The following is a 20,019-nucleotide window of genomic DNA, read 5'->3' as shown; positions in this document are numbered from 1 at the left end:
TTATTCCAGACGACCGAGAAGTCCACTGCGGCCGCGCTCGACGTCGCGATGAGCGTGCATGCCAGCAGCACCATCGCCATCAAACAGAGATTTTGCTTCATATCACATCTCCTGGCTTGTTGCCGTCCCCTCACGCGTCCTCCTGCCTGCCCGTGCTCCCTGGAGGTGAGTGAAATGGCGTGCCTGGTGAGGGCTGCTGGTTGGTATCTGTGGTTGTGATGGTCTGTGTTCGACTCTGGAGCAGTGCTTGCAACACCGTCCGCTGAGAGGGCCAGTTACAATAATCCAATTATTATAATAATGTTGTTATGGTTCTCCTGACGGTCGACACCCCGGATCATCGGGCGAGTCCCGTGAGTCTGGCCGGCAGGAACCCTCCGGGGCAGAGACCACCGTGCTGTCGCATCCTTATACGGATCGAGCCCACCGATAGCCTCCGGCGGCATCGTAGCGGTGCAAAAAGAGGTTAGCGGGAGTGGCCGTCAGCCCCTGGCCGGCACCAGCCCCGCATCCCTGACAGCGAGGTCGGTCTCCCTGATGATCTCCCGGGTCAGGTTGATGCTTGAGGTTGTTCTGCTGACCGGGTCAACGCTGCTGGCCGTATCGCCGGGTTCGCCCCGGCCGGGGACGGTGAAGGCGTAGCCCTCCGGCGGGACGACCTCGACGGTGTAGTTCCCCGGGAGGACGCCGCTGAAGATGTAGAGCCCCTCACAGGCATGGGAGAATGTCTCTGCCGTCGCAATCCTCTCGCCGGTGGCATTGAGGAGGTGGACGGTGACGCCGATCACACCCTGCTCCCCGGGGTCCTGCACGCCGTTGGCGTCGGCATCCAGAAAGACTGTTCCCCCGATGGTGCCTATGGACTTCTCTGCTCCCGGTCCCGGCGGGGCTTGGACTGCCGCGCTTGCGACCGAACCGAACACGAACGCTGATACGATGATGGCTGCAAGAATGCTGATCTCTCTCAATCGGTTCACCTCACCTCCCGGATGCCTCATTGGGCCGTCCGGGCGCGTAACCCCGCGGAGGGGTGCAGTATCCGTCTGCGTTCCCCTCCGGCTGCCGAATGGTCTGGGATTTTCCTGTTCCGGCGCCGACTTTGGAGTTCCGACTCGGAATAGTCTTTATCATATATTAATATCTCCATATTTCGTGCGGAGGTTTTTATCGGCATTGAACTCCAAACCGGCCGAATCTCGTATTATGCTCCCTGCTCTCATCAGTGCCGTTGCGTTCAATCATCTCCCTGCTTCGGCCGGTCTTCTCCGGGCTTGTGACGGTCGTCCTGGTCCTTGCTCTTCTCCCTGTCAGGTCCGTCGTCGTCATCCTCCCGTGGGCCGCCGGAGGCTTCACCGTCCGGCTCCTGCGGCTCACTGGTTATGACCTGCTCTTCCCGCTCCTCCTCTGCCGCATCGTCGACGTCATCCCGCTCCTTGCTATCGCCGATTTCCTCATCAGGCTCGTTGGTCTCCCCCAGAGGCGGGGATTGGGCCGGGGCCAGCGAGAGGATCAGCCCTGCATCCCTGACGATCGTATCGCCTCCGCCGACCGTAAAGGGGGCTGTTGTGCCGGTCAGCGGGTCGGCATGGCTGTCCCTGCCCGGGTCTGTGAAGATGTAGTTCTCAGGCGCGGTGAACGCAAGGGAGTATTCCCCGGGCAGGAGGGGACCAAAGAGGTACATGGAGGTGTAGTAGTCATGGTATCTCGTGCGGGCCGATGCCACCACAGCGCCGCCTGCGTCCAGGAGGCGGACCTCGATGTCGGTCAAGCCGTAAGTCTCGTCATTGATACCGTCGTGGTTACCATCGCTCCAGACTGTGCCGCGCACCCATCCGTAGGTCGCAGCCGGGGTCCCGGCCTGGTACCCCCCGACGAACCCTGCATTCAGGGTGTGCCGGGAATCATCGCCTTCCGCGAATGCTACGGTCCCGCCGATCGGGCGGGCGTCGCTGCCAGAACCGGGGGTGGTGCAGGAGTAGCCATCCGGCATGAGGAATTCTACGCCGGCGTAGCCGCCGGTGGGGAGGGATGAGAACCGGTATGACCCGTCGGAACCGGTGACAGTATAATCATACATGGTCCGCTTGCCGATAAGTCGCACGCTGATGCCCGGGATGCCCGGCTCGCCCGGATCACGGCTGCCGTTCGCGTTCAGGTCGTACCAGACCATCCCTGACAGCGGTCCGCTGCTCCCGTCATCATTGTGATCGTCTCCGTCGTTCTCGTCCCCGTCATGGGTATTCGGCTTCTCTGTCGGAGTCGGCGTCGGGTTCCAGGTCGCCGTTGCCGTTGCCGTCGGTTTTTCGGTCCGGGTGGGCCTGGGCGTCGGGGTCTCTGTCGGGGCTTTGGTTATCGTCGGCTTCGGGGTTGCGGTCGCGACCGGCGTCGTTATCACCGCTGTCGGGGTGGCCGTCACCGCTGGTTTCTGGTGTACCGCCGGCGCTTTCGGGGGCTTTAAGGGTGCCGCCGTGGGTGTCGGTCCCGGCGTTGGCGTCGGCTCCGGAACAGGTCCCAGTCTCACGACCCATGCGTCCGTGTTCACCGCCCCTCCCCTTGCCGTGGCATTGAACGTCCCCGCGAAGAGGAGCCAGTCCTCTGCAGGTTGCAGGACCGACACCGCCCGGTCGCCGCGGTTCATGCCGCCGAAGGTCCTGCTCCATGCCCCCGCTCCTTCGGCGTCGGTCCCGACAAGCCAGGCATCGGTGTCATCCATCCCGGGAAACCCGGTCTCCCCGGCGAATATGTAGCCGCCGTCGGAGGTCTCGATGACTGCACTGGCCGACTCGTTCACGCCCACGTCCCCGTAGATCCAGTTCCAGATGATATCCCCGTCGGGCGTGAGTTTCATGAGGAGGGCATCGGTATCGACGGTTTCGTTGTCGGGCCTCTCAGTGAACGTGCCGGCGATGAGGATGTTGCCGTCTGTTGTGTTGATCACCGCCCGGGCGTCATCATCGTCGGGGCTCCCGAATGTCCTGTTCCAGACCTCGTCGCCCGATGCATTCAGCCTGACCACCCAGGCGTCCGTCTTCCCCGCCCCCAAAGTGTCGGTGCTGCCGGCAAAGACGAAATCCCCGCTGGGAAGCCGTGTGACGGCGTTTGCTGTGCTGTTTCCTGCCCCGCCGAACGTCCTGTTCCAGACCTCGTCGCCTGATTCGTTCAGCCTGACCACCCAGGCCCCGGACCTCTCCTCTCCCCAGGGCGCGATGGAGCCGACGAATATGTAGCCGCCGTCATCGGCCCCGATCACCGCGTTTGCCGACGCGTTGACGTCCGGTCCGCCGTAGGTCCGGTTCCAGATCTCGCTGCCTGACGGGTCTATCTTTACAACCCAGGCATCGGTATCCAGCCTTGTTCTGTTGGTAACGAGGGTGAGGGTGCCAGCAACGAGGAGGTTGCCATCGCCGGTCCGGATGATGGACCGGGCGGTGTCGGCCTCCTCCCCTCCATAGGTACTGTTCCACGCTTCGTTGCCCTCCGGCGTCAGCCTGACCACCCAGGCATCCGCCTTCCCCGCCCCGAACGTTTCAGTCTCCCCGGCGAGGAAGAATCCTGTCCCTTCGGGGTCAGCGATGATTGCGTATGCGGTCTCCCCGGCAGCAGGCCCGCCGTAGGTCCGGTTCCAGGTAACGGTATAATCATCCGGCTCCGCTCCCGCGAGCGCAATGAACACAAGTGCCGCCAGGAACAGGATAATGATCCAATAATACATGCCACGTTGCATAGGTCTACCTCTGAATCATCTCCACCCCGGCGTTCCCTGGTATCATCCCCGTCTTTCCGGGGATTATGGCGGTCGCCATACAATACGGGTTTACTGGTTGATGGTCGGGTCTCCTGCAGAGCCCGGGGTATCAGGAGCACCGCGGGGTTTGCACTTCAATAGTATAACTATTATAATAATCTTATTTCCAAACGGGGGTATGACGGTGGCCAGAATGCAGTCGATACCCCCGGGGCCGGGTGCGCCGGGTGGCCACCCTCTCCCACAACCATCAATACGCTTATGAACAAACCCTGGATAGGAGACCTGCATGAACCTCTTGTTTGCGATCGCACCGGAACGGTTCAGGGACGAAGAACTGGATACACCAAGAAGGATCTTTGAGGAAGCAGGCATCGGCGTCGATATCGCTTCGACGACCCCGGGCACGTGCACGGGGATGCTCGGCGCCGCCGTGGAAGCGAACATGACGTTTGATGACGTGGAGCCCGACGACTACGCCGGGATCGTGGTCGTGGGCGGCACCGGTTCACAGGAATTCCTCTGGACGAACAAGAAACTTCGATCACTCGTCAGGGTGTTCTTCGAGCAGGGCAAGGTCGTCGCCGCCATCTGCCTCGGCCCGGTCGTCCTCGCGCGGGCAGGCATCCTCGCCGGGCGGCAGGCGACCGTATACCCAAGCCCGGAGGCAGTGCGGGAGATGGAGAAAGGCGGAGCGAACCTGGTGAAGATTCCCGTCGTCGCCGACCTGCAGGTCGTGACCGCGAACGGCCCAGGGGCTGCCGCCCAATTTGCAGATACCATCATAACGAAACTCGAATGCTGAACGATACCAGAGACGGCGAAGTGAACCGGGCTGACTGCACCCTGGTGATCCCCGCATACAACGAGGAGGCGCGGATAGGGTCGCTTCTCGAGGGGATCTCAGGATTTCCCGGCGACCTGATCTTTGTCTGTGACGGGACCGATGCCACCCCCGCCGTCATCGGCGCGTTTGCAGACGATCGCCCGTCGCTCTCCATCAGGTGCCTGACGTTCCCGTCCCGGCTCGGCAAGGGAGGGGGTATCGTGGCCGGGGTCAGGGAAGCGTCGACCCCCTACATCGGGTACATGGATGCCGACGGCTCGACATCGTTATCTGAGATGGAGCGCCTCTTCGACCGCCTGGCAACCGTGGACGGCGCCATCGGTTCGCGCTGGGTCCCCGGGTCCGTGCTGACGGTGAGACAGGGCCTCAGGCGCCGGGTTGAGAGCCGTCTCTTCAACCTCCTGGTCAGGATGCTCTTCGGGCTTGATTACCGGGACACCCAGTGCGGCGCCAAGGTCTTCCGGAAGGAGGCGCTCGATGCGGTTCTCCCCTCCATCCGGTCGACCGGGTTTGAGTTCGACGTCGAACTCCTCTGGCGGCTGCGGCAAAACGGTTACCGGGTGGAAGAGGTTCCGACTACCTGGGAGAACCGGGACGAGTCGAAGGTGACGACCTCGGATGCGAAGGAGATGCTCCTTGGCATGCTCCGCCTTCGGTTCGGGTAGGGCGTCCCCACCCGCCCTCCCGGGAACAAACCGCCGGGTTTTAAGAGTTTGTGCGTGGATGAATTTTTAACGGTGATACGGTGCTTGAGAAGACGGTCTTCGTGGAGGAAATTTGTGGGGGAATGCAGGTCGACGCACCGTTTGTGGTGGATGCTGCAGACCTGAAGGAGAAGCGAGACGGAGGCAAGTACATCCAGCTTGCCATCTCCGACAGGACAGGGCAGGGTGTCTGCAAGGTCTGGGGGACGTCTGATCAGAACGCAGAGCAGATCGAGGTACTCTGCCGTGAAATCCGGGTCGGTGAAGTTTACCGAATCCAGGGCTACGCGAAGGTCTTCAATGGTACCTGTGAGGTCAACGTGAACGACGGGTTCGTCAGCCTCGCAACCCCGGTGGCGGGGGATTCGATCGATCCGTCCCAGTTTGTCTACGCTCCCGCCGATGACGAGAGCGTCCGCCGGGGGCTTGGCCGCATGGCCGCGAAGATCGAAGACCCGGGGATCTATACCCTCGTATCCCGGGTTATGAACACCACGGAGGGGTTCTTTGAAGTGCCCGCTGCAAAACGCCGGCACCATGCATATATCGGCGGCCTTGCGGAGCATACCCTCGAGACCGCGGAGATTGCGCTCGGTCTTGCCGGCAGCGTCAACCGGGTGGAGATGGATACCGATGTGCTCCTCGCCGGAGCGCTCCTCCACGATATCGGCAAGGCGTCGTGTTTCCGCCGCCAGGGGTTCTCGTTTGTCGCGCTCCCGGAGTACACCCTCGTCGGGCATACGGCGCTCGGTGCGGCCGCACTCCTCCGGCACTCAGCCGGGGTCGATCCGTCGCGGTTCGCACACCTTCTCCATATTCTGATGGCGCACCACGGCCCCCACGGCGAGGTCAAGCCCCGGACCCCCGAGGCATGGACGGTCCACTTCGCCGATAACGCTGGCGCATCCTTACGGAGCGTATGTGACGATGTCGCCGATCTCGCGCCGGGAGAAGAGCGCTACCAGGGGACACGGTGCAGGGAGCCGGTGTATCGGTTCTGAAGGGTAGCGACGCGGTTTCACGCGAATATCGCTTTGGGATAACCTCCATCCTGTGGGGCGATTCCGTTGTTTCGGGGTTACGTTCCGACGGCACACTTTCCCGGAACGTCGCTACCCGATTGCTATATATCTATATGCAACGATACTGAAATCATGTCTGCGAACGTCAGATCCGATCATTCTCCCACACTCGATACGATCAGAATGGTCGAAGATTTCATCAAGGAGCACAGCGGCGAATACCGCCGGCGTGCGCTGTGGGAGCGCTTGCCGCGGAAGGTCATGTATCAGACGTTCAAGAAGATCATCGAGTACCTTCTGGAGTCAAACAAGATTGCTATTGATGCACGCGGTAGAGTCTGCTGGATCTACGATCCGGAGTTCACCCGGTGGTACCTGGCCCGCGAGAATCTGCGGATCGGATGAAAGCAACAATCTTCTTTGCAGACACGCAGGTGAAAGAAGCCTTTGAGGCTTTGCGGGCCTCAACCCGCAGCGAAGATCGAGAACTGGTCGCCCTCCTGGAAAGAGCCTTCGTGGCGATATCTGCCAACGCTTTTTGTGGTACTCAGGTTCCAAAGAGGCAGATCCCGAAGAACTATCTGCAACGACATCCCCCGATAAAGAACCTCTGGAAGTACAACCTCTCTCGCTCTTGGAGACTGATGTATACCGTGACCAGCGACGGCGGCACGATCGCGGTCGTCATCGAGTGGCTGGACCATACCAACTATGATCGCCAGTTCGGGTACTGAGTGCCGTTTGAGTGTTTAGCCCTTTGCGGGGCGGGGATGACCTGCCTCCTGTTGCAAAAAAGGGTCACGACCCCTTCAGATACGCCTCCGGGTTCCGCTCGAAGAGTTTCTTGCACCCCGGGGCGCAGAAGTAGTAGGTCTTCCCCTGGTACTCTGCCGTGTACTTCGCGGTTGCCTCATCGACATCCATCTTGCATACCGGATCGATCGCCATCCAGACTCCTCCGTTATATGCCCCCTCTCTTCGTCGGCGGTATATAAGTCTTGAGGAGCAGGGAGAGCGAGACGACCGTCACCGACGAGAGCGCCATGGCGAGCGCCGCAAGTTCCGGCTGGAACGTTATGCCATAGAACGGGTAGAGGATGCCTGCGGCGAGGGGGATGAGGGCTGCGTTGTAGGCGAACGCCCAGAAGAGGTTCTGCTTGATCCGGGACATCACCTTCCGGGAGAGTTCGATGGCCGCGACGGCGTCAGTCAGGTCGTCGCGGATGAGGACGATATCCCCGCTCTCGATGGCGACATCGGTCCCGCTCCCGATGGCGATCCCGACGTCAGCCTGCGCCAGCGCCGGGGCGTCGTTGATCCCGTCGCCCACGAACGCCACAACCTCGCCCCGTTCCTGGAGGGTGCGTACCTCCCGGGCCTTATCCTGCGGAAGCACCCCCGCGTGGACGTCATCGATCCCGACCTCCCGCGCGATGGCGTGTGCCGTCCGCTCGTTATCGCCCGTGATCATCGTCACCGCAAGGCCCATCTGCTTCAGGTCCGCGATGGCGGCCTTCGTCGTCGCCTTGAGGGTGTCGGCGACGGCGAGGATACCCCTGAGTGTGCCGCCGCCGGCAACCAGAACGGCGGTCTTCCCTTCGTCCTGGAGGGCGGCTATCCGGTTTTTCGCCTCCTCCGGGATGGTGATCCGGTTCTCTTCGAGGAACGGCTGGTTCCCGATCAGCACCTCCTCACCCTCCACCACGGCGCTGACCCCCCTGCCCCCAAAGGATGTAAACCGCTCCGATGCCGGGACCGCAACCCCGGCACTCTCAGCCCGCCGCACGACCGCTGCCGCGAGGGGGTGCTCCGAGTTCTTCTCGACCGCTGCCGCGACCCCGAGGAGGCGGTCCTCCGGCACCCCGAACGCGACGATATCGGTGACGTCCGGTCTTCCCCGGGTGAGGGTCCCGGTCTTGTCGAAGACGACCGCGGTCAGGCTCTCCGAGATCTCGAGCGCCTCACCGTTCCTGATCAGCACCCCGAGTTCGGCGCCCCGGCCGATCCCGACGGTCACGGCGGTCGGGGTGGCGAGCCCGAGCGCACAGGGGCAGGCGATGACCAGGACCGAGATCAGCACCGTGAGCGCAAACAGGAGCGGGGCGCCGAGAACCACATACCAGATGAGGAAGGCAGAGGTCGCTATCACGAGCACGACCGGGATGAAGTAGGAGACCGCGACATCGGCGATCCGCTCCACCGGGGGCTTAGAACCCTGGGCGTCCCGGACAAGTCTGATGATCTGCGAGAGCACCATGTCCTTCCCGATCCTCCCTGCTCTGACCCGGAGGACGCCGTTCACGTTCAGGGTGCCGCCGACGACCTCGTCATCCTCCCGCTTATCGGCCGGGATGGCTTCGCCGGTGATCATCGATTCATCGACCGAACTCTCGCCGCCCACGACCGTGCCATCCACCGGCACCTTCTCTCCCGGCCTGATCAGGAGAATGTCGCCGACCACCACGTCCTCGATCGGGACCTCGACCTCCCGCCCCTCCCGGAGCACCGTCGCGGTCTTCGGGCGGAGGCCGATGAGTTTCCTGATCGCCTCAGAAGTCCTCCCTTTTGCCCGGGCCTCCAGGTAGCGGCCCAGCGTCAGGAACGAAGCGAGCATCACCGCTGTGTCGTAGAAGTTGAACGCTGGGGTGAGGACGACCCCAAACGTCCCGAGAATGCTTGCGCCGTACGCGACACCGATACCCATCGCGTACATGACGTCCATGGTCAGCGTCCGATTGCGGAGCGCGGCGGCGGCCGCCCTGAAGATGGGGGCGCTGACATAGAGGAAGACCGGGGCGGTGATGACGAGCATGATGAGGTTGATCGAGACCGGGAGGGCGACCATCTCCGGCACCCGGAAGAGCATGATGAGGAAGAGCGGGATGCTCACTGCAAACCCAACGGTGAACCGCCGGAACTTGTCCTGGAGGTCCTCTTCCCGCATCCGGGCCTCCGCGTCTTCGGAGATCTCCTCCACGAGCCCCAGGTACTGGTAGCCGGCGTCCTCGATTGCAGCCCTGATATCTGATGCGGTGACGAGCGCAGGATTGTAGACGATCTGCGCAGTCTCGGCGGCAAGGTTGACCCTGGCTTCGTAGACCCCGTCGAGATCGGCGAGCGAGATCTCGATCACCTGGGCGCAGCTCGCACAGACCATCCCGCCTATCCTGACGGTGACCTCGCTCCGGACGACCTCAAAGCCGGCTTCGCTGACCGTTCGCTCGAGGTCAGCGATGCTGGCCTTCGCCGGGTCGTACTCGACGACCGCGGTCCCGGCTGCGAGGTTGACCCGGGCTTCGTAGACGTCGTCCCGGCCCCGGAGGGCGCGTTCTATATTGAGTGCGCAGGATGCGCAGTGCATCCCTGAGATCTTCAGTTCCGCCTTCCTCTTCTCCTCCGGCATGATACTACTCTCCTCGATGTTCGAGGTTAAAATACCTGCAGTTTCCCTCCCCGTCTTCGTTAAGAAACCTCTGGTGTGGTCGGGATCCTGGTTATAATGCTCCAGAATTTTTATGCATATTATTATATATCGCTGGCCATGTTATAGCGCCATATCCTGAGGTGATTGTAGTGCAGAGAAGGGATGTTCCAGTGGGGGAGATGCAGTATGACGTTGACCTTATGGCGTCGAAGCGGGACATTGACGGTCTGATTGAAGCGCTGCAGAGCAGCGATCCCGAAATCCGCCGGAGTGCTGCCCTGGGTCTTGGCAGGCTCGGTGAATGGAGGGCGACAGAACCGCTCATTGTTGCGCTTGCCGATCCCATTCTGGCTGTCCGGGAGGCCGCGGCGAACGCGCTTGTCATGGTCGGGACGCCGGCGGTCGAGCCGCTGATCGACCTGCTCGAGCGCCCGGAGGCATCAGCGGGGTACGAGCGGCCCCGGGAATTGTCCCGGGAGGGGCTGACACAGATTGACCTCCTCGCGGGCCCTGAGGGCATACCGCCTGAAAAGAGGCCTCTCCGACATAGGGGAGGTATTACGCAGCACGATGTACTCGCCGGCCCCGAAGGTATCAGGCGGGCCGGCGGGCGGCGGGCGCTTGAGGAGGAAGAGGAGGGGCTTACCCAACACGACCTCCTCGCTGGTCCGGAGGGGATTCCGCCCGAAAAGAGAACCCTCCAGCACAGGGTCCTGGCACAGCATGACCTCCTTGCCGGTCCGGAGGGTGTGAAGGAGCACGAGGCCCTCTTCCCCGAAGCCGGGAGGGCGGGTGTTGTGGAGGAGGGCCCACCACCTGAGATGAGGTGGGGGCTACGACGTACGTATGCGGCAGCCATCCTCGGCGAGATTGCTGATCCCCGGGCGGAGGGGCCCCTCACCCGGTCGCTCTCAGACGACGACCCGGTCGTCAGGAAGGCGGCCGGGGATGCGATCGTGAGGTTCCGTGAGAAGCGGGGTGAGGCAACGCCCGTGCCGCCGGCGTCCCGGTGATGCCGGGGCAAAATCCTGTTTTTTCGGGTATGCGTGTGCTACGATACTGCGCGAGGGGAGTATTCCCAGACCCGATTGGCTCTGACGAATCCTCGTGGAGACGGTAGATAGATGGTATAATAAGGGAGCCCCTCATAAGTTACACACCTTAGGCACCGGGGTGCAGCCATGACCCTGGACTCCTGTAGACCCATCGGCGGCGTGCCTGTGATATCTCCGATGCGGAGATTCTCGATTTCTTCAACGCACAAGAAAGCAGCCGCCGGGCGTAAGGCCAATTTCGGGTGCTACCGGTGATGGTGACTACAGGAGGCCGGGTCGGTCCGGGGTACCACCCCCCATGACACCGGTCCGCCGTTCTCCTACGAATTTCGTCGGGATGGCGGCGGCTTTGCCTATACAAAGCAGCGAACCCTGAGGAGGTCCCGGAGATCTCCGGTTCTCTCTCCCGGGTTTGAGTGATTATACAATGATACCAGAAACAGCAGAAAACCACGTCATCTTCTACTGTGGTCGATGTCAACACCGATGGACTGAAGAATTTACCAACAAACCGATCGGGTGCCCGATCTGTGGAAACTACAGCACAGTTGGACGCACCGAACCGAGACATAGGCGGAGAAGACGGTGATGGACGTTGTCCGGGGCCCGGACGGCGATACCGTCAGAAAACAACCTGGACACCTGAACCCCTACCACCTCTTTTGAAGATATCCCCCCGCAGCGTCCCCAACTCCGGAAGGGCCGGCAACCCCGGCAGCAGCGGGTTGCTCGTCCTGTCTCCCGCTCCATGCCGCCCAAAACCTCACAGATCCCGCACTCTCTCCTTCGCGTGAGGCAACCCGCGGTGCGTGGTATATGAGGTGCTTCAAAGTACTACCCCTGTCGACCACCTCACAAAAGTTATTATATCGACCCCCCGCTATACCCCGGGCCCGGAGGCGAATTGGTTGCAGAGAGAGGGTAATCCAGCGGAAGAGAGACGGTTCAACATCGATCTCCTGAGGGCGGAAGAGAATATCGACGGCCTGATCGCGGCACTGGGAAGCGAGGACGGCCTGATTCGCCAGCGGGCCGCACTGGCGCTTGGGGACTTTGGTGATGCAAAGGCAGTAGCCCCGCTCATCAGGGCGCTCGGCGACCCGCTGACCGCGGTGCGGGAGGCGGCGGCCGACTCACTTGCCATGCTTGGCCCCCCGGCGGTTGAGCCGCTGGTCGAACTCATCGAGCGCCCGGGGGCTTCGGAGAGGTATGAGGAGCCCGGGGCCGCGGAGAGCGCGAAGACCGTGACCGGACCTGGCGGTCAGGCCTGGGAGATCGCGACCAGGAGGGATCTCCGACGGGTCTACGCGGCCGCCATCCTCGGCGAGATCGGTGGCCCCTCGGCGGTGGAGCCCCTCGCCCGGGCACTCCGCGACGAGAACAGCGACGTCAGGTGCCAGGCATCAGGAGCGCTTGCAAAGTTCGGCCGCGGAGCGGTGGAGCCGCTTACAACGGCGCTTGCCGACCCTGACCCTGACGTCAGGATCGTCGCGGCCGGGGTCCTCGGGGATATCGGCGATGCTTCGGTGGCGGAGCCGCTCATCGGGGCGCTTCGCGACGAAAACGACGATGTCAGGGGAGCTGCGGCCGGCGCCCTCATCCGGGCCGGGAGTGCTGCGGTCGATCCGCTCATCGGTGCAACAAAGGACAGCGACCGGAATGTCAGGCTCTACGCGGCGGGCGCCCTCAAGTACATCGGCGACCCGCGGGCGATCGACGCGCTTCAGGACCTCACCCGGGATGAGGACGCTGATGTGCGGAGCGTGGCTGAGGATGCGATCGCAAAGATCAGGGTGGTCCGGGGCGGGATCGCACCGGAGCCGTCTCCGCCGACGTCGCGGTGAGGGGGAGATCCCATTTCCGGTCTCCTCCTCCCGAGGCGATTGGCCACCACGGTCCACTGTCCGTGGAATGGCTGTTTTTATGCAGCTGCCATCTGTTCGTGGCGCCCAAAAAAGTGTCTTTTTATCTCCGGCGCCGCACCCGCACCGACTCTGCATGGGCGTGGAGCCCCTCCGCATCGGCGATCGTCTCCACGACGTCGCCGATGGCGGAAAGCCCCTCCTGTGTGATCACCTGGACCGTTGAGCGCCGGCAGAAGTGGTTCACGTCAAGCCCCGAGTACAATCTGGCATATCCTGCGGTCGGGAGGACGTGGTTCGTCCCCGATGCATAGTCGCCGCAGGCCACCGCCGCGTAAGGGCCGACGAATATCGACCCGGCGCTCCTGAACCGGGTGAGGATGCCGAGCGGGTCTGCCACCTGCACCGAGAGGTGCTCGGGGGCGATGCCGTTGACCGTTGCCACCGCCTCATCGAGGTCGCCGGCCACGATGTAGCCGGAGTGGTCGAGCGCCTTCTCTATGATCTCCCGCCGGTCTGCACCCGCCACCATCCGCTTCACCTCATCACCGACAGCATCGGCGAGGGCCGCGTCTGTGGTAACCAGGACACATGCGGCGCTCGGGTCGTGCTCGGCCTGGGCGAGGATATCGGCTGCGATGAACCTCGGGTTCGCCGTGCTGTCTGCGAGGACTGCGATCTCGCTTGGGCCAGCCGGGAAGTCGATCTCGACCTCGTCCCGGAGGAGCATCTTCGCGGCGGTGACAAAGACGTTCCCCGGCCCGACGATCTTTTCCACCCTGGGGATCGTCTCGGTCCCTATCGCCATGGCCGCAATCGCCTGCGCGCCGCCAACACGGTAGATCTCGTCGACCCCGGCGATATCAAGCGCCACAAGCGTGATCGGGTTGATCGGCGGCGGTGTGCAGCAGCAGATCTCTCCGACACCGGCCACCACCGCAGGGATCGTGCACATCAGCGCCGTCGAGGGGTATGCCGCCCGCCCGCCGGGGACGTAGGCTCCGACCCGGGAAAGCGGCGTCGTCTTGACACCGAGGGTGATCCCGGGCTCCATCTCCTGGAGCCAGAGGTCGCGCCCGCGTTGCAACTCATGGAACCTGCTGATCCGCACCTCAGCCTGCACGAGGCTCTCGACCAATTCCGCATCCACCTGGTCGTAGGCTGCCTCCCGCTCCTCGTCAGAGACAGCGATCTCGGCCAGATCGATACCGTCGAACTTCTTTGTCAGGTCGATCAGGGCATCGTCACCCTCTGCCCGCACCCTCCCGATGATCTCAGAGACCGAACCCTTCACCCGATCAAGGTCCGACCGTCGCCCGGCGATCCAGGTCTCGATATCCAGCGCCTTCCACATGGGGAAAAAGGTCGGCGGGTTGAAGCGTTAAGGTTTCGGCACCCCGATCCCGGGGGGAGATTCTCCTCCCGGAGGGAGGTGGGTTTGTGGAAACAGCTTTATAAATTATATTTGTTAATTCCTATAATAATGTTTAAATATATTGCCCGATGATTGCCCGCCCGTATGACTCCGAGGTCATGGGTGCCCCTGGTGGGCATCATGGTAGTACTCCTGGCCGCATCTGTCGTCGCCGTCCCGGCACAGGAGGCCGCGAACCCGGACGTGCTCCGGATAGCAACGACAACAAGCCTCTACGATACCGGCCTGCTTGACGAACTTGAACTGATGTACGAGAACACGTCAGGTGTGGACGTGCAGATCACCGCACAGGGGACGGGCCAGTCGCTCGATACCGCACGACGCGGCGATGTCGACCTGGTGCTCGTCCACTCGCCGTCGCTTGAGCAGCAGTTCATCGATGAAGGCTACGGCATCAACGAGCGGTGCTTCGCCTACAACAACTTCCTCATCGTCGGGCCGGAGTCCGACCCGGCGGGGATAGCGAACATGAGCCCCGTGGAAGCGTTCAAGGCGATCTACATCGCCGGGACGAACAACACAGAGGGCGTGGCCTTTGTCTCCCGCGGCGATGACTCGGGCACGCACAACCGGGAGCAGCAGATCTGGAAGGCAGCCGGCTACAACTACACAGAGGACATCCAGGACTCCGGGCCCTGGTACCTCGAGACCGGGAGCGGCATGGGTGAGACCCTGACCGTTGCCAACCAGAAGGATGCCTACACGCTCTCCGACATCGGGACGTACCTCGCCTTCAAGGACCAGCTCGCCCTTGTAGAACTCGTGACTGAGGGCGACGATCTCCTGAACCGCTACAGCGCCATTTCAGTCAACCCGGAGCAGGTGCCGGGTGTCAACATCAATGAGGCCACCAACTTCACCAACTGGATCACCTCCAACGAAACCAAGGAGTTCATCGGGAACTTCGGCGTCGAAGAGTACGGCCAGCCGCTCTTTGTGCCGCTCTACGCACCAGAGTGCACACAGCCGCCGTTCAACTGCACCTGCGCAGAGCCGGTGAACGCAACGGCATGAACCCGGGAGCACAAAAACCCTGCCGCCTGCCCCACCGTTCTGGCAGGCGGGGGGCACACCCCATCCTCAGGCCGGCGGGACCGCTCTCTCCTCCCCTGTGGTTAAGGGGGGGCTGTTGACACCCTCGCCGAGATAAATATTTATGGCTGATTGCCATTTAGCGGGCTGCCATGAAGACGAACGCTACTATTCTATCGGCCGGTGCTGTCCTGCTCCTTCTCATCCTCACCGCCTTTGCGGGGTGCACGGGGACTGCGCCGGAAGGGAACGAGACGCCGGACGCCACGACGACCACACCCGCTGCCGGTGCGAACATCCTCCGGATCGCCACCACGACAAGCCTTGAGAATACCGGGTTGCTCGCAGAGCTCGAGCGGGTCTACGAGGGCGAGACCGGGGTTGATCTCCAGTTCATCGCCCAGGGGACGGGCCAGTCCCTCGATACCGCACGGCGCGGCGATGTGGACATGGTGCTCGTCCACGCCCCTGCGCTTGAAGAGCAGTTTGTAAATGACGGCTACGGGATCAACCCGCGCTGCATCGCCTACAACTACTTCATCATCGTCGGGCCGAAGTCCGACCCGGCGGGGATAGCGAACATGAGTCCCGTGGAAGCCTTCAAGACGATCTATGCCGCCGGGACGAACAAGACGCCGGGCGTGGTCTTCGTCTCCCGGGGCGACAACTCAGGCACCCATGCCCAGGAGAAGACGCTCTGGAAGGAGGCGGGCTACGACTACGAAAAAGATATCCTGGACTCCGGGGCCTGGTACGTCGAGGCCGGCAAGGGCATGGGAGACACCCTGATCCTCACGAACGAGAAGAACGCCTACACGCTCTCTGACGAGGGTACCTACCTCTCGTTTAAGGACCGGTTGGCGCTGGTGCCGGTCATCGAGCAGGGTACGGAACTCATGAACCGTTACAGTGCGATCGCGGTCAACCCTGAAAAGTACCCGGGTGTGAACGCGGAGGGGGCCGCGGGCTTCACCAACTGGCTCATCTCCGATGAAGGGAAGCAGCTGATCGGCGACTTCGGGAAGGCTGAGTTCGGGAAACCGCTCTTTGTGCCGCTCTACGCACCCGAGTGCACCGGACCACCGTTCAACTGCACCTGCGCAGAGCCGGTGGCTGCATAAACGCTCATCCTGAGGAACCGGGAGACGTGGACGAGGTGATCAGAAAGGTGGGTGAGTTCGCGTGGTGAACGGGAGCCCGATCATTGAGGGGTTCATCGAGGCCATCAACCTCATCATCACCCTCAATCCACAGGTGGTCGAGATCACCATCCGCTCGCTCTACGTCTCCCTCACCGCCACCTTCCTTGCCGCGCTGGTCGCCCTCCCCGCCGGGGCGCTGATCTACTTCTACGACTTCCGGGGGAAGCATGCGGTCGTCTCCACGCTGCAGACGCTCTATGCGCTCCCGACAGTCATCGTGGGCCTGATCATGTTCCTGCTCCTCTCAAACATCGGCCCATTCGGGTTCCTCCGCCTCCTCTACACTCCCGGCGGCATGATCGTCACCCAGACGGTTCTCATTATACCGCTCCTGATGGGGCTGACGGTCTCGGCGCTCTCAGGGATCGACCGGGATAAACGCTACACGATCACGGCGCTTGGCGCAAGCAGGCTTCAGACGGTCACCACCATCATCATGGAGGCCCGGTTTGCGGTCATGTCCGGCGTCCTCCTGGGGTTTGGGCGGGCGATCGCCGAGGTGGGGACGGTGATGATCGTCGGCGGCAACATCAGGGGTGCCACCCGGGTCCTCACCACCGCGATCGCGCTCAACACATCGATGGCAAACTACTCGATGTCGATCGCACTCGGGATCATCCTCCTTGCGGTGGCGCTCGGGGTGAATATTGCTCTTTCCCTGGTGCAACGGCGGTGATACCATGACGGTCATTGAGGCACAGGAGATCAGGAAGGTATACGGCAACTTACAGGTCCTGCACGACGTCGACCTCTCGGTCCGGGAGGGGGAGATCCTCGGGCTCATCGGCCCGAGCGGCTCCGGGAAGAGCACACTCTTACGGATCCTCGACCTGATCGAGCCGCCGAGCGGCGGCGAACTCTCGATCTTCGGTATCGATACGGTGGAGAAGCGCGGGCGCTGGCTCGACCTCCGCCGCCGGATGGGGATGCTCTTCCAGAGACCGATCGTCTTTAACGCATCGGTCTACGACAACGTCGCGATGGGGCTGCGCTACCGGGGGACCCCCCGCGATGAGATCGACCGGAGGGTGAAGGAGGCGCTTGAGGCCGTCGGGCTCTCCCGCTACATCAGAAGCAGGGCAACCGACCTCTCGGGCGGCGAGCAGCAGCGGGTGGCGTTATCGAGGGTGCTCGTGACGGACCCTGAGATCCTCTTCCTGGACGAGCCGACGGCGAACCTGGATCCGGGCTCGACCGCTACCATCGAGGCGATCGTGACCCGTCTGAACCGTGAGAAGGGGATAACCGTCCTGATAAGCACCCACGATCTGGCGCAGGGGCAGAGGCTCGCGCACCGTGTCGCGGTGATGATCGAGGGGACGGTCGCCCAGGCGGGCTCGCCCCACGAGATCTTCCATGAACCAAAAGACCAGAAGATTGCCAGGTTCGTGGGGGTCCAGAACATCATCCCCGGCCGGGTCGTCTCCCGGGAGGGGGGCCTCACCACGGTGGAGATGAAGGAGAGACGCATCGTCTCAAAGACTCCGCCGCCAGCAGAGGGGGTGGCGGTGGTTATCAGGGGCGAGGATATCTCCCTGCACCGGAGGGAACCTGGCTACGAGGAGGCGGAGAACCTCTTCCCCGCCAGAATTACCAGCGTCGAGCCCATGGCGCCGTTCGTGAACGTGAGCGTGGACTGCGGGTGCGAGCTCGTCGCGCTGGTGACCGCAAGGAGGGCAGAGGCTCTCGGGCTTCGCGCCGGCATGGAGATCTGGGTCTCCCTCCCGGCGAGGGTGGTCCACCTGGTCCCCCGGTGAGGAGTCCGGATGAACTGTACCACTACCCGAGGGGCTTGTTTCCGAAAGTCTCGGTTTTATGCTGTCTTTTGACCCTCACAGGCACCCGTGGTAAATCAATGGGCATTAACTTGTACCAGAATAGATATATTTAACGCTCGTCCCTTCTCAGGAACTATTTCATGAAATCGTATAATCTCTGTGCACTAATCGTTCTCCTCGTCGCTGCCGTGGTCCTGATCTGCGGTTGACCGGGCCCTTTGAAAAAGTGAAGGCGGCGTTTGAAGCGGAACACCCCGGTGTCACCGTGGTCCTTGAACGCGGCGGCAGCGTCGACATTATCAAGAGAGTTACCGGGAACGGCGATTCTGCCGATCTGCTCGCATCAGCCGACTACGCCCTCATCCCGGAGATGATGGTGCCGGAGCACGCCGACTGGTATCTTACGTTCGCAAAGAACCGGATGGTGCTCACCTACACGAACGAGAGCAGGTATGCGGATGAGATCACCGCCGTGAATTGGCATGATGTTCTCGCTCGTGACGGTGTCAGGTGGGGCTTCTCTGACCCGAACTCCGACCCCTGCGGCTACCGCACCCCGATGGTGATCCAGCTCGCCGAGGGCTACTACGGAAACGGTCAGATCTTTGAGGACCTCGTCGAGGCCCACAGCAACATCACCGTAACAGAGGAGAACGGCACCTCCACGGTTCATGCCACCGATTCGGGCTCCGACGACACCACGCTCTTCATCAGGCCGAAGGCAGACGACCTCGTCAGGATGGTCAAGTCGGGCGATCTTGATTACGCCTGGGAGTACCGGAGCGTTGCGGTCCAGAACGACCTACTCTTCATCGAACTCCCCGAAGAGATCGACCTCTCGTCGGTAGAATTCGCTGAGAACTACGCGACCGTCCAGACCGAGGCGAAGAAGGGCGACGGTACCACGCTCTATGCGGGCTCGCCAATCGTCTACGGTGCGACCGTCCCGAAGAACGCGGAGCACCCCGACCTTGGCCTTGCGTTCGTGGAGATGCTGGTCGGCGCCACTGGACAGGAGATCCTCACTGCTGACGGCCAGCCCCCGATCGTGCCTGCGGGCGGCTACGGTAACGTCCCTGCCGGGCTCGAGCCGCTTGTTGCGGTGAAGGCCTGAAAACCCCTTTTTTGCAGGGCATGAGAGCGGCAGCCTCTCAAATATCCGCTGTCCGAGCATTGAATGCCTCACCCGTGCTTCGCCTTTATCGAGAGGATGAGGCCGATGAGGACAGCGGTGACGCTGTTCGCTGCGATGATGGCGAGATCCTCTTTTACCACACCGTAGGCGAGCCAGAGCAGGATGCCAGCGAGGAAGATGATGAGCATCGCAAGAGAGAGGTCGGCGGTCGACCGCGTGCGCCACGCTCTCACGACCTGCGGTGCAAACGAGAGCGTTGTAAGCGAGCCGGCGATGAGGCCGAGTGCGGTGACGGAGTCCATGGGATATCCTGTTCTTCATCTCTCCCGCCGGGCCTATGAACCTTGGGGCCGGCACCTCAGGACTGTGAGTCTGTCCCGCTCCCCTGCCTTCTTCCTTCCCGCCACTGCAGGGCGTAGGCGAGGACCATCCCGATGATGAACGCGATGGTGAGGCCGATCACCAGCGTGAGGACGGCGATGGCTCCCGTGACCAGGTACGACTCGGTCTTTGCGCTGTGTTTCCCGAGTTCGATCGCCACGAAGACCAGGAGCGCGCCGAAGACCCCGAACGGTATGAGGGTCAGCACCTCCGGCGGGGCGAAGGCGATGGCGAAGATGAGGATGAAGAGACCGGCGATGATATTCGCCCCGCCGGTCCTTGCACCGAACCGGTACATGGCGGCGAGTCCCCCGGCGCCGTGGCACATGGGAAACCCTCCAAGCGGCGTGGAGATGAGGTTCATGGCGCCGATGGTCCGGGAGAGCCGATCAGGGTC

The 20,019-nt window shown here is 62.4% G+C and carries 19 protein-coding genes; 12 read left to right on the top strand and 7 right to left on the bottom strand.

Annotated features, from left to right (window positions below):
- Window positions 1-482: 482 nt before the first annotated feature.
- Window positions 483-977 (bottom strand): SdrD B-like domain-containing protein, encoded by a 495-nt coding sequence (locus BP858_RS09435; RefSeq protein WP_286879366.1) that lies wholly within the window; start codon window positions 975-977, stop codon window positions 483-485.
- A 257-nt stretch (window positions 978-1,234) separates the two neighbouring features.
- The gene (locus tag BP858_RS09430; protein ID WP_286879365.1) at window positions 1,235-3,724 is read right to left on the bottom strand and encodes an SdrD B-like domain-containing protein; all 2,490 of its coding nucleotides are present in this window, start codon (window positions 3,722-3,724) and stop codon (window positions 1,235-1,237) included.
- Between the two features lie 310 nt (window positions 3,725-4,034).
- On the opposite strand from BP858_RS09430, the gene BP858_RS09425 reads away from it, so the two are divergent.
- The 5 genes from BP858_RS09425 to BP858_RS09405 all read left to right on the top strand — a co-directional run bounded on the left by BP858_RS09425 (window position 4,035) and on the right by BP858_RS09405 (window position 7,052).
- On the top strand, window positions 4,035-4,550 hold the full coding sequence (locus BP858_RS09425; RefSeq protein ID WP_281768933.1) for a DJ-1/PfpI/YhbO family deglycase/protease: 516 nt from the start codon (window positions 4,035-4,037) through the stop codon (window positions 4,548-4,550).
- On the top strand, window positions 4,544-5,257 hold the full coding sequence (locus BP858_RS09420; protein ID WP_062261862.1) for a dolichyl-phosphate beta-glucosyltransferase: 714 nt from the start codon (window positions 4,544-4,546) through the stop codon (window positions 5,255-5,257). The genes BP858_RS09425 and BP858_RS09420 overlap by 7 nt, the downstream gene beginning before the upstream one ends.
- Window positions 5,258-5,337: 80 nt before the next feature.
- Window positions 5,338-6,297: an HD domain-containing protein gene (locus tag BP858_RS09415; protein WP_286879364.1), complete on the top strand. Its 960-nt coding sequence runs from the start codon at window positions 5,338-5,340 to the stop codon at window positions 6,295-6,297.
- 153 nt (window positions 6,298-6,450) lie between these two features.
- Window positions 6,451-6,723, top strand: a complete 273-nt coding sequence (locus BP858_RS09410) for a hypothetical protein (protein ID WP_062261865.1) — start codon at window positions 6,451-6,453, stop codon at window positions 6,721-6,723.
- On the top strand, window positions 6,720-7,052 hold the full coding sequence (locus BP858_RS09405) for a hypothetical protein (RefSeq protein ID WP_062261868.1): 333 nt from the start codon (window positions 6,720-6,722) through the stop codon (window positions 7,050-7,052). The genes BP858_RS09410 and BP858_RS09405 overlap by 4 nt, the downstream gene beginning before the upstream one ends.
- Before the next feature lie 64 nt (window positions 7,053-7,116).
- Here BP858_RS09405 and BP858_RS09400 read toward each other — a convergent pair whose 3' ends face one another.
- Together BP858_RS09400 and BP858_RS09395 are read right to left on the bottom strand one after the other, a co-directional pair.
- A complete protein-coding gene (locus tag BP858_RS09400) occupies window positions 7,117-7,266 on the bottom strand; it encodes a YHS domain-containing protein (protein WP_014866397.1) in 150 nt (49 codons plus the stop codon).
- A 13-nt stretch (window positions 7,267-7,279) separates the two neighbouring features.
- Window positions 7,280-9,721, bottom strand: coding sequence for a heavy metal translocating P-type ATPase (locus tag BP858_RS09395; RefSeq protein ID WP_286879363.1), 2,442 nt, complete (start codon window positions 9,719-9,721; stop codon window positions 7,280-7,282).
- A gap of 170 nt (window positions 9,722-9,891) precedes the next feature.
- On the opposite strand from BP858_RS09395, the gene BP858_RS09390 reads away from it, so the two are divergent.
- A complete protein-coding gene (locus tag BP858_RS09390) occupies window positions 9,892-10,755 on the top strand; it encodes a HEAT repeat domain-containing protein (protein ID WP_286879362.1) in 864 nt (287 codons plus the stop codon).
- A gap of 863 nt (window positions 10,756-11,618) precedes the next feature.
- Complete coding sequence (locus BP858_RS09385) at window positions 11,619-12,641, top strand: HEAT repeat domain-containing protein (protein ID WP_286879361.1); 1,023 nt, start codon at window positions 11,619-11,621, stop codon at window positions 12,639-12,641.
- 121 nt (window positions 12,642-12,762) lie between these two features.
- Here BP858_RS09385 and hisD read toward each other — a convergent pair whose 3' ends face one another.
- A complete protein-coding gene (gene hisD, locus BP858_RS09380) occupies window positions 12,763-14,013 on the bottom strand; it encodes a histidinol dehydrogenase (RefSeq protein ID WP_286879360.1) in 1,251 nt (416 codons plus the stop codon).
- A 165-nt stretch (window positions 14,014-14,178) separates the two neighbouring features.
- Here hisD and BP858_RS09375 point away from each other — a divergent pair, with 165 nt between their 5' ends.
- The 5 genes from BP858_RS09375 to wtpA all read left to right on the top strand — a co-directional run bounded on the left by BP858_RS09375 (window position 14,179) and on the right by wtpA (window position 19,220).
- On the top strand, window positions 14,179-15,108 hold the full coding sequence (locus BP858_RS09375) for a substrate-binding domain-containing protein (protein WP_238320461.1): 930 nt from the start codon (window positions 14,179-14,181) through the stop codon (window positions 15,106-15,108).
- Between the two features lie 170 nt (window positions 15,109-15,278).
- A complete protein-coding gene (locus BP858_RS09370) occupies window positions 15,279-16,247 on the top strand; it encodes a substrate-binding domain-containing protein (RefSeq protein ID WP_286879359.1) in 969 nt (322 codons plus the stop codon).
- A 61-nt stretch (window positions 16,248-16,308) separates the two neighbouring features.
- Entirely contained in the window at window positions 16,309-17,004 is a 696-nt protein-coding gene (locus tag BP858_RS09365) for an ABC transporter permease (protein WP_286879358.1), read from the top strand.
- Between the two features lie 4 nt (window positions 17,005-17,008).
- Complete coding sequence (locus BP858_RS09360) at window positions 17,009-18,085, top strand: ABC transporter ATP-binding protein (RefSeq protein WP_062261890.1); 1,077 nt, start codon at window positions 17,009-17,011, stop codon at window positions 18,083-18,085.
- Between the two features lie 226 nt (window positions 18,086-18,311).
- The gene (gene wtpA / locus BP858_RS09355) at window positions 18,312-19,220 is read left to right on the top strand and encodes a tungstate ABC transporter substrate-binding protein WtpA (RefSeq protein WP_286879357.1); all 909 of its coding nucleotides are present in this window, start codon (window positions 18,312-18,314) and stop codon (window positions 19,218-19,220) included.
- A 68-nt stretch (window positions 19,221-19,288) separates the two neighbouring features.
- Here the strand turns inward: wtpA and BP858_RS09350 are convergent, their stop codons facing one another.
- On the bottom strand, window positions 19,289-19,543 hold the full coding sequence (locus BP858_RS09350) for a SemiSWEET family sugar transporter (protein ID WP_062261898.1): 255 nt from the start codon (window positions 19,541-19,543) through the stop codon (window positions 19,289-19,291).
- 56 nt (window positions 19,544-19,599) lie between these two features.
- Window positions 19,600-20,019, bottom strand: a 420-nt coding sequence (locus BP858_RS09345; protein ID WP_286879356.1) for a putative sulfate/molybdate transporter, incomplete at its 5' end; no start/stop codon positions are given.

The sequence above is a fragment of the Methanoculleus sp. UBA413 genome (assembly GCF_002502935.1).
GTDB classification, from domain to species: Archaea; Halobacteriota; Methanomicrobia; order Methanomicrobiales; family Methanoculleaceae; genus Methanoculleus; species Methanoculleus bourgensis.
Note: the sequence above shows the minus strand (reverse complement) of the source record. Positions and strands in the feature narration are given on the sequence as shown.

Coding starts and splice junctions, on each gene's coding strand:
- BP858_RS09360 (WP_062261890.1), top strand. CDS start 17,009: ATGACGGTCATTGAGGCACAGGAGATCAGGAAGGTATACGGCAACTTA.
- BP858_RS09420 (WP_062261862.1), top strand. CDS start 4,544: ATGCTGAACGATACCAGAGACGGCGAAGTGAACCGGGCTGACTGCACC.
- BP858_RS09370 (WP_286879359.1), top strand. CDS start 15,279: ATGAAGACGAACGCTACTATTCTATCGGCCGGTGCTGTCCTGCTCCTT.
- BP858_RS09400 (WP_014866397.1), bottom strand. CDS start 7,266: ATGGCGATCGATCCGGTATGCAAGATGGATGTCGATGAGGCAACCGCG.
- BP858_RS09430 (WP_286879365.1), bottom strand. CDS start 3,724: ATGCAACGTGGCATGTATTATTGGATCATTATCCTGTTCCTGGCGGCA.
- BP858_RS09405 (WP_062261868.1), top strand. CDS start 6,720: ATGAAAGCAACAATCTTCTTTGCAGACACGCAGGTGAAAGAAGCCTTT.
- hisD (WP_286879360.1), bottom strand. CDS start 14,013: ATGTGGAAGGCGCTGGATATCGAGACCTGGATCGCCGGGCGACGGTCG.
- BP858_RS09350 (WP_062261898.1), bottom strand. CDS start 19,543: ATGGACTCCGTCACCGCACTCGGCCTCATCGCCGGCTCGCTTACAACG.
- BP858_RS09375 (WP_238320461.1), top strand. CDS start 14,179: ATGACTCCGAGGTCATGGGTGCCCCTGGTGGGCATCATGGTAGTACTC.
- BP858_RS09425 (WP_281768933.1), top strand. CDS start 4,035: ATGAACCTCTTGTTTGCGATCGCACCGGAACGGTTCAGGGACGAAGAA.
- BP858_RS09395 (WP_286879363.1), bottom strand. CDS start 9,721: ATGCCGGAGGAGAAGAGGAAGGCGGAACTGAAGATCTCAGGGATGCAC.
- BP858_RS09410 (WP_062261865.1), top strand. CDS start 6,451: ATGTCTGCGAACGTCAGATCCGATCATTCTCCCACACTCGATACGATC.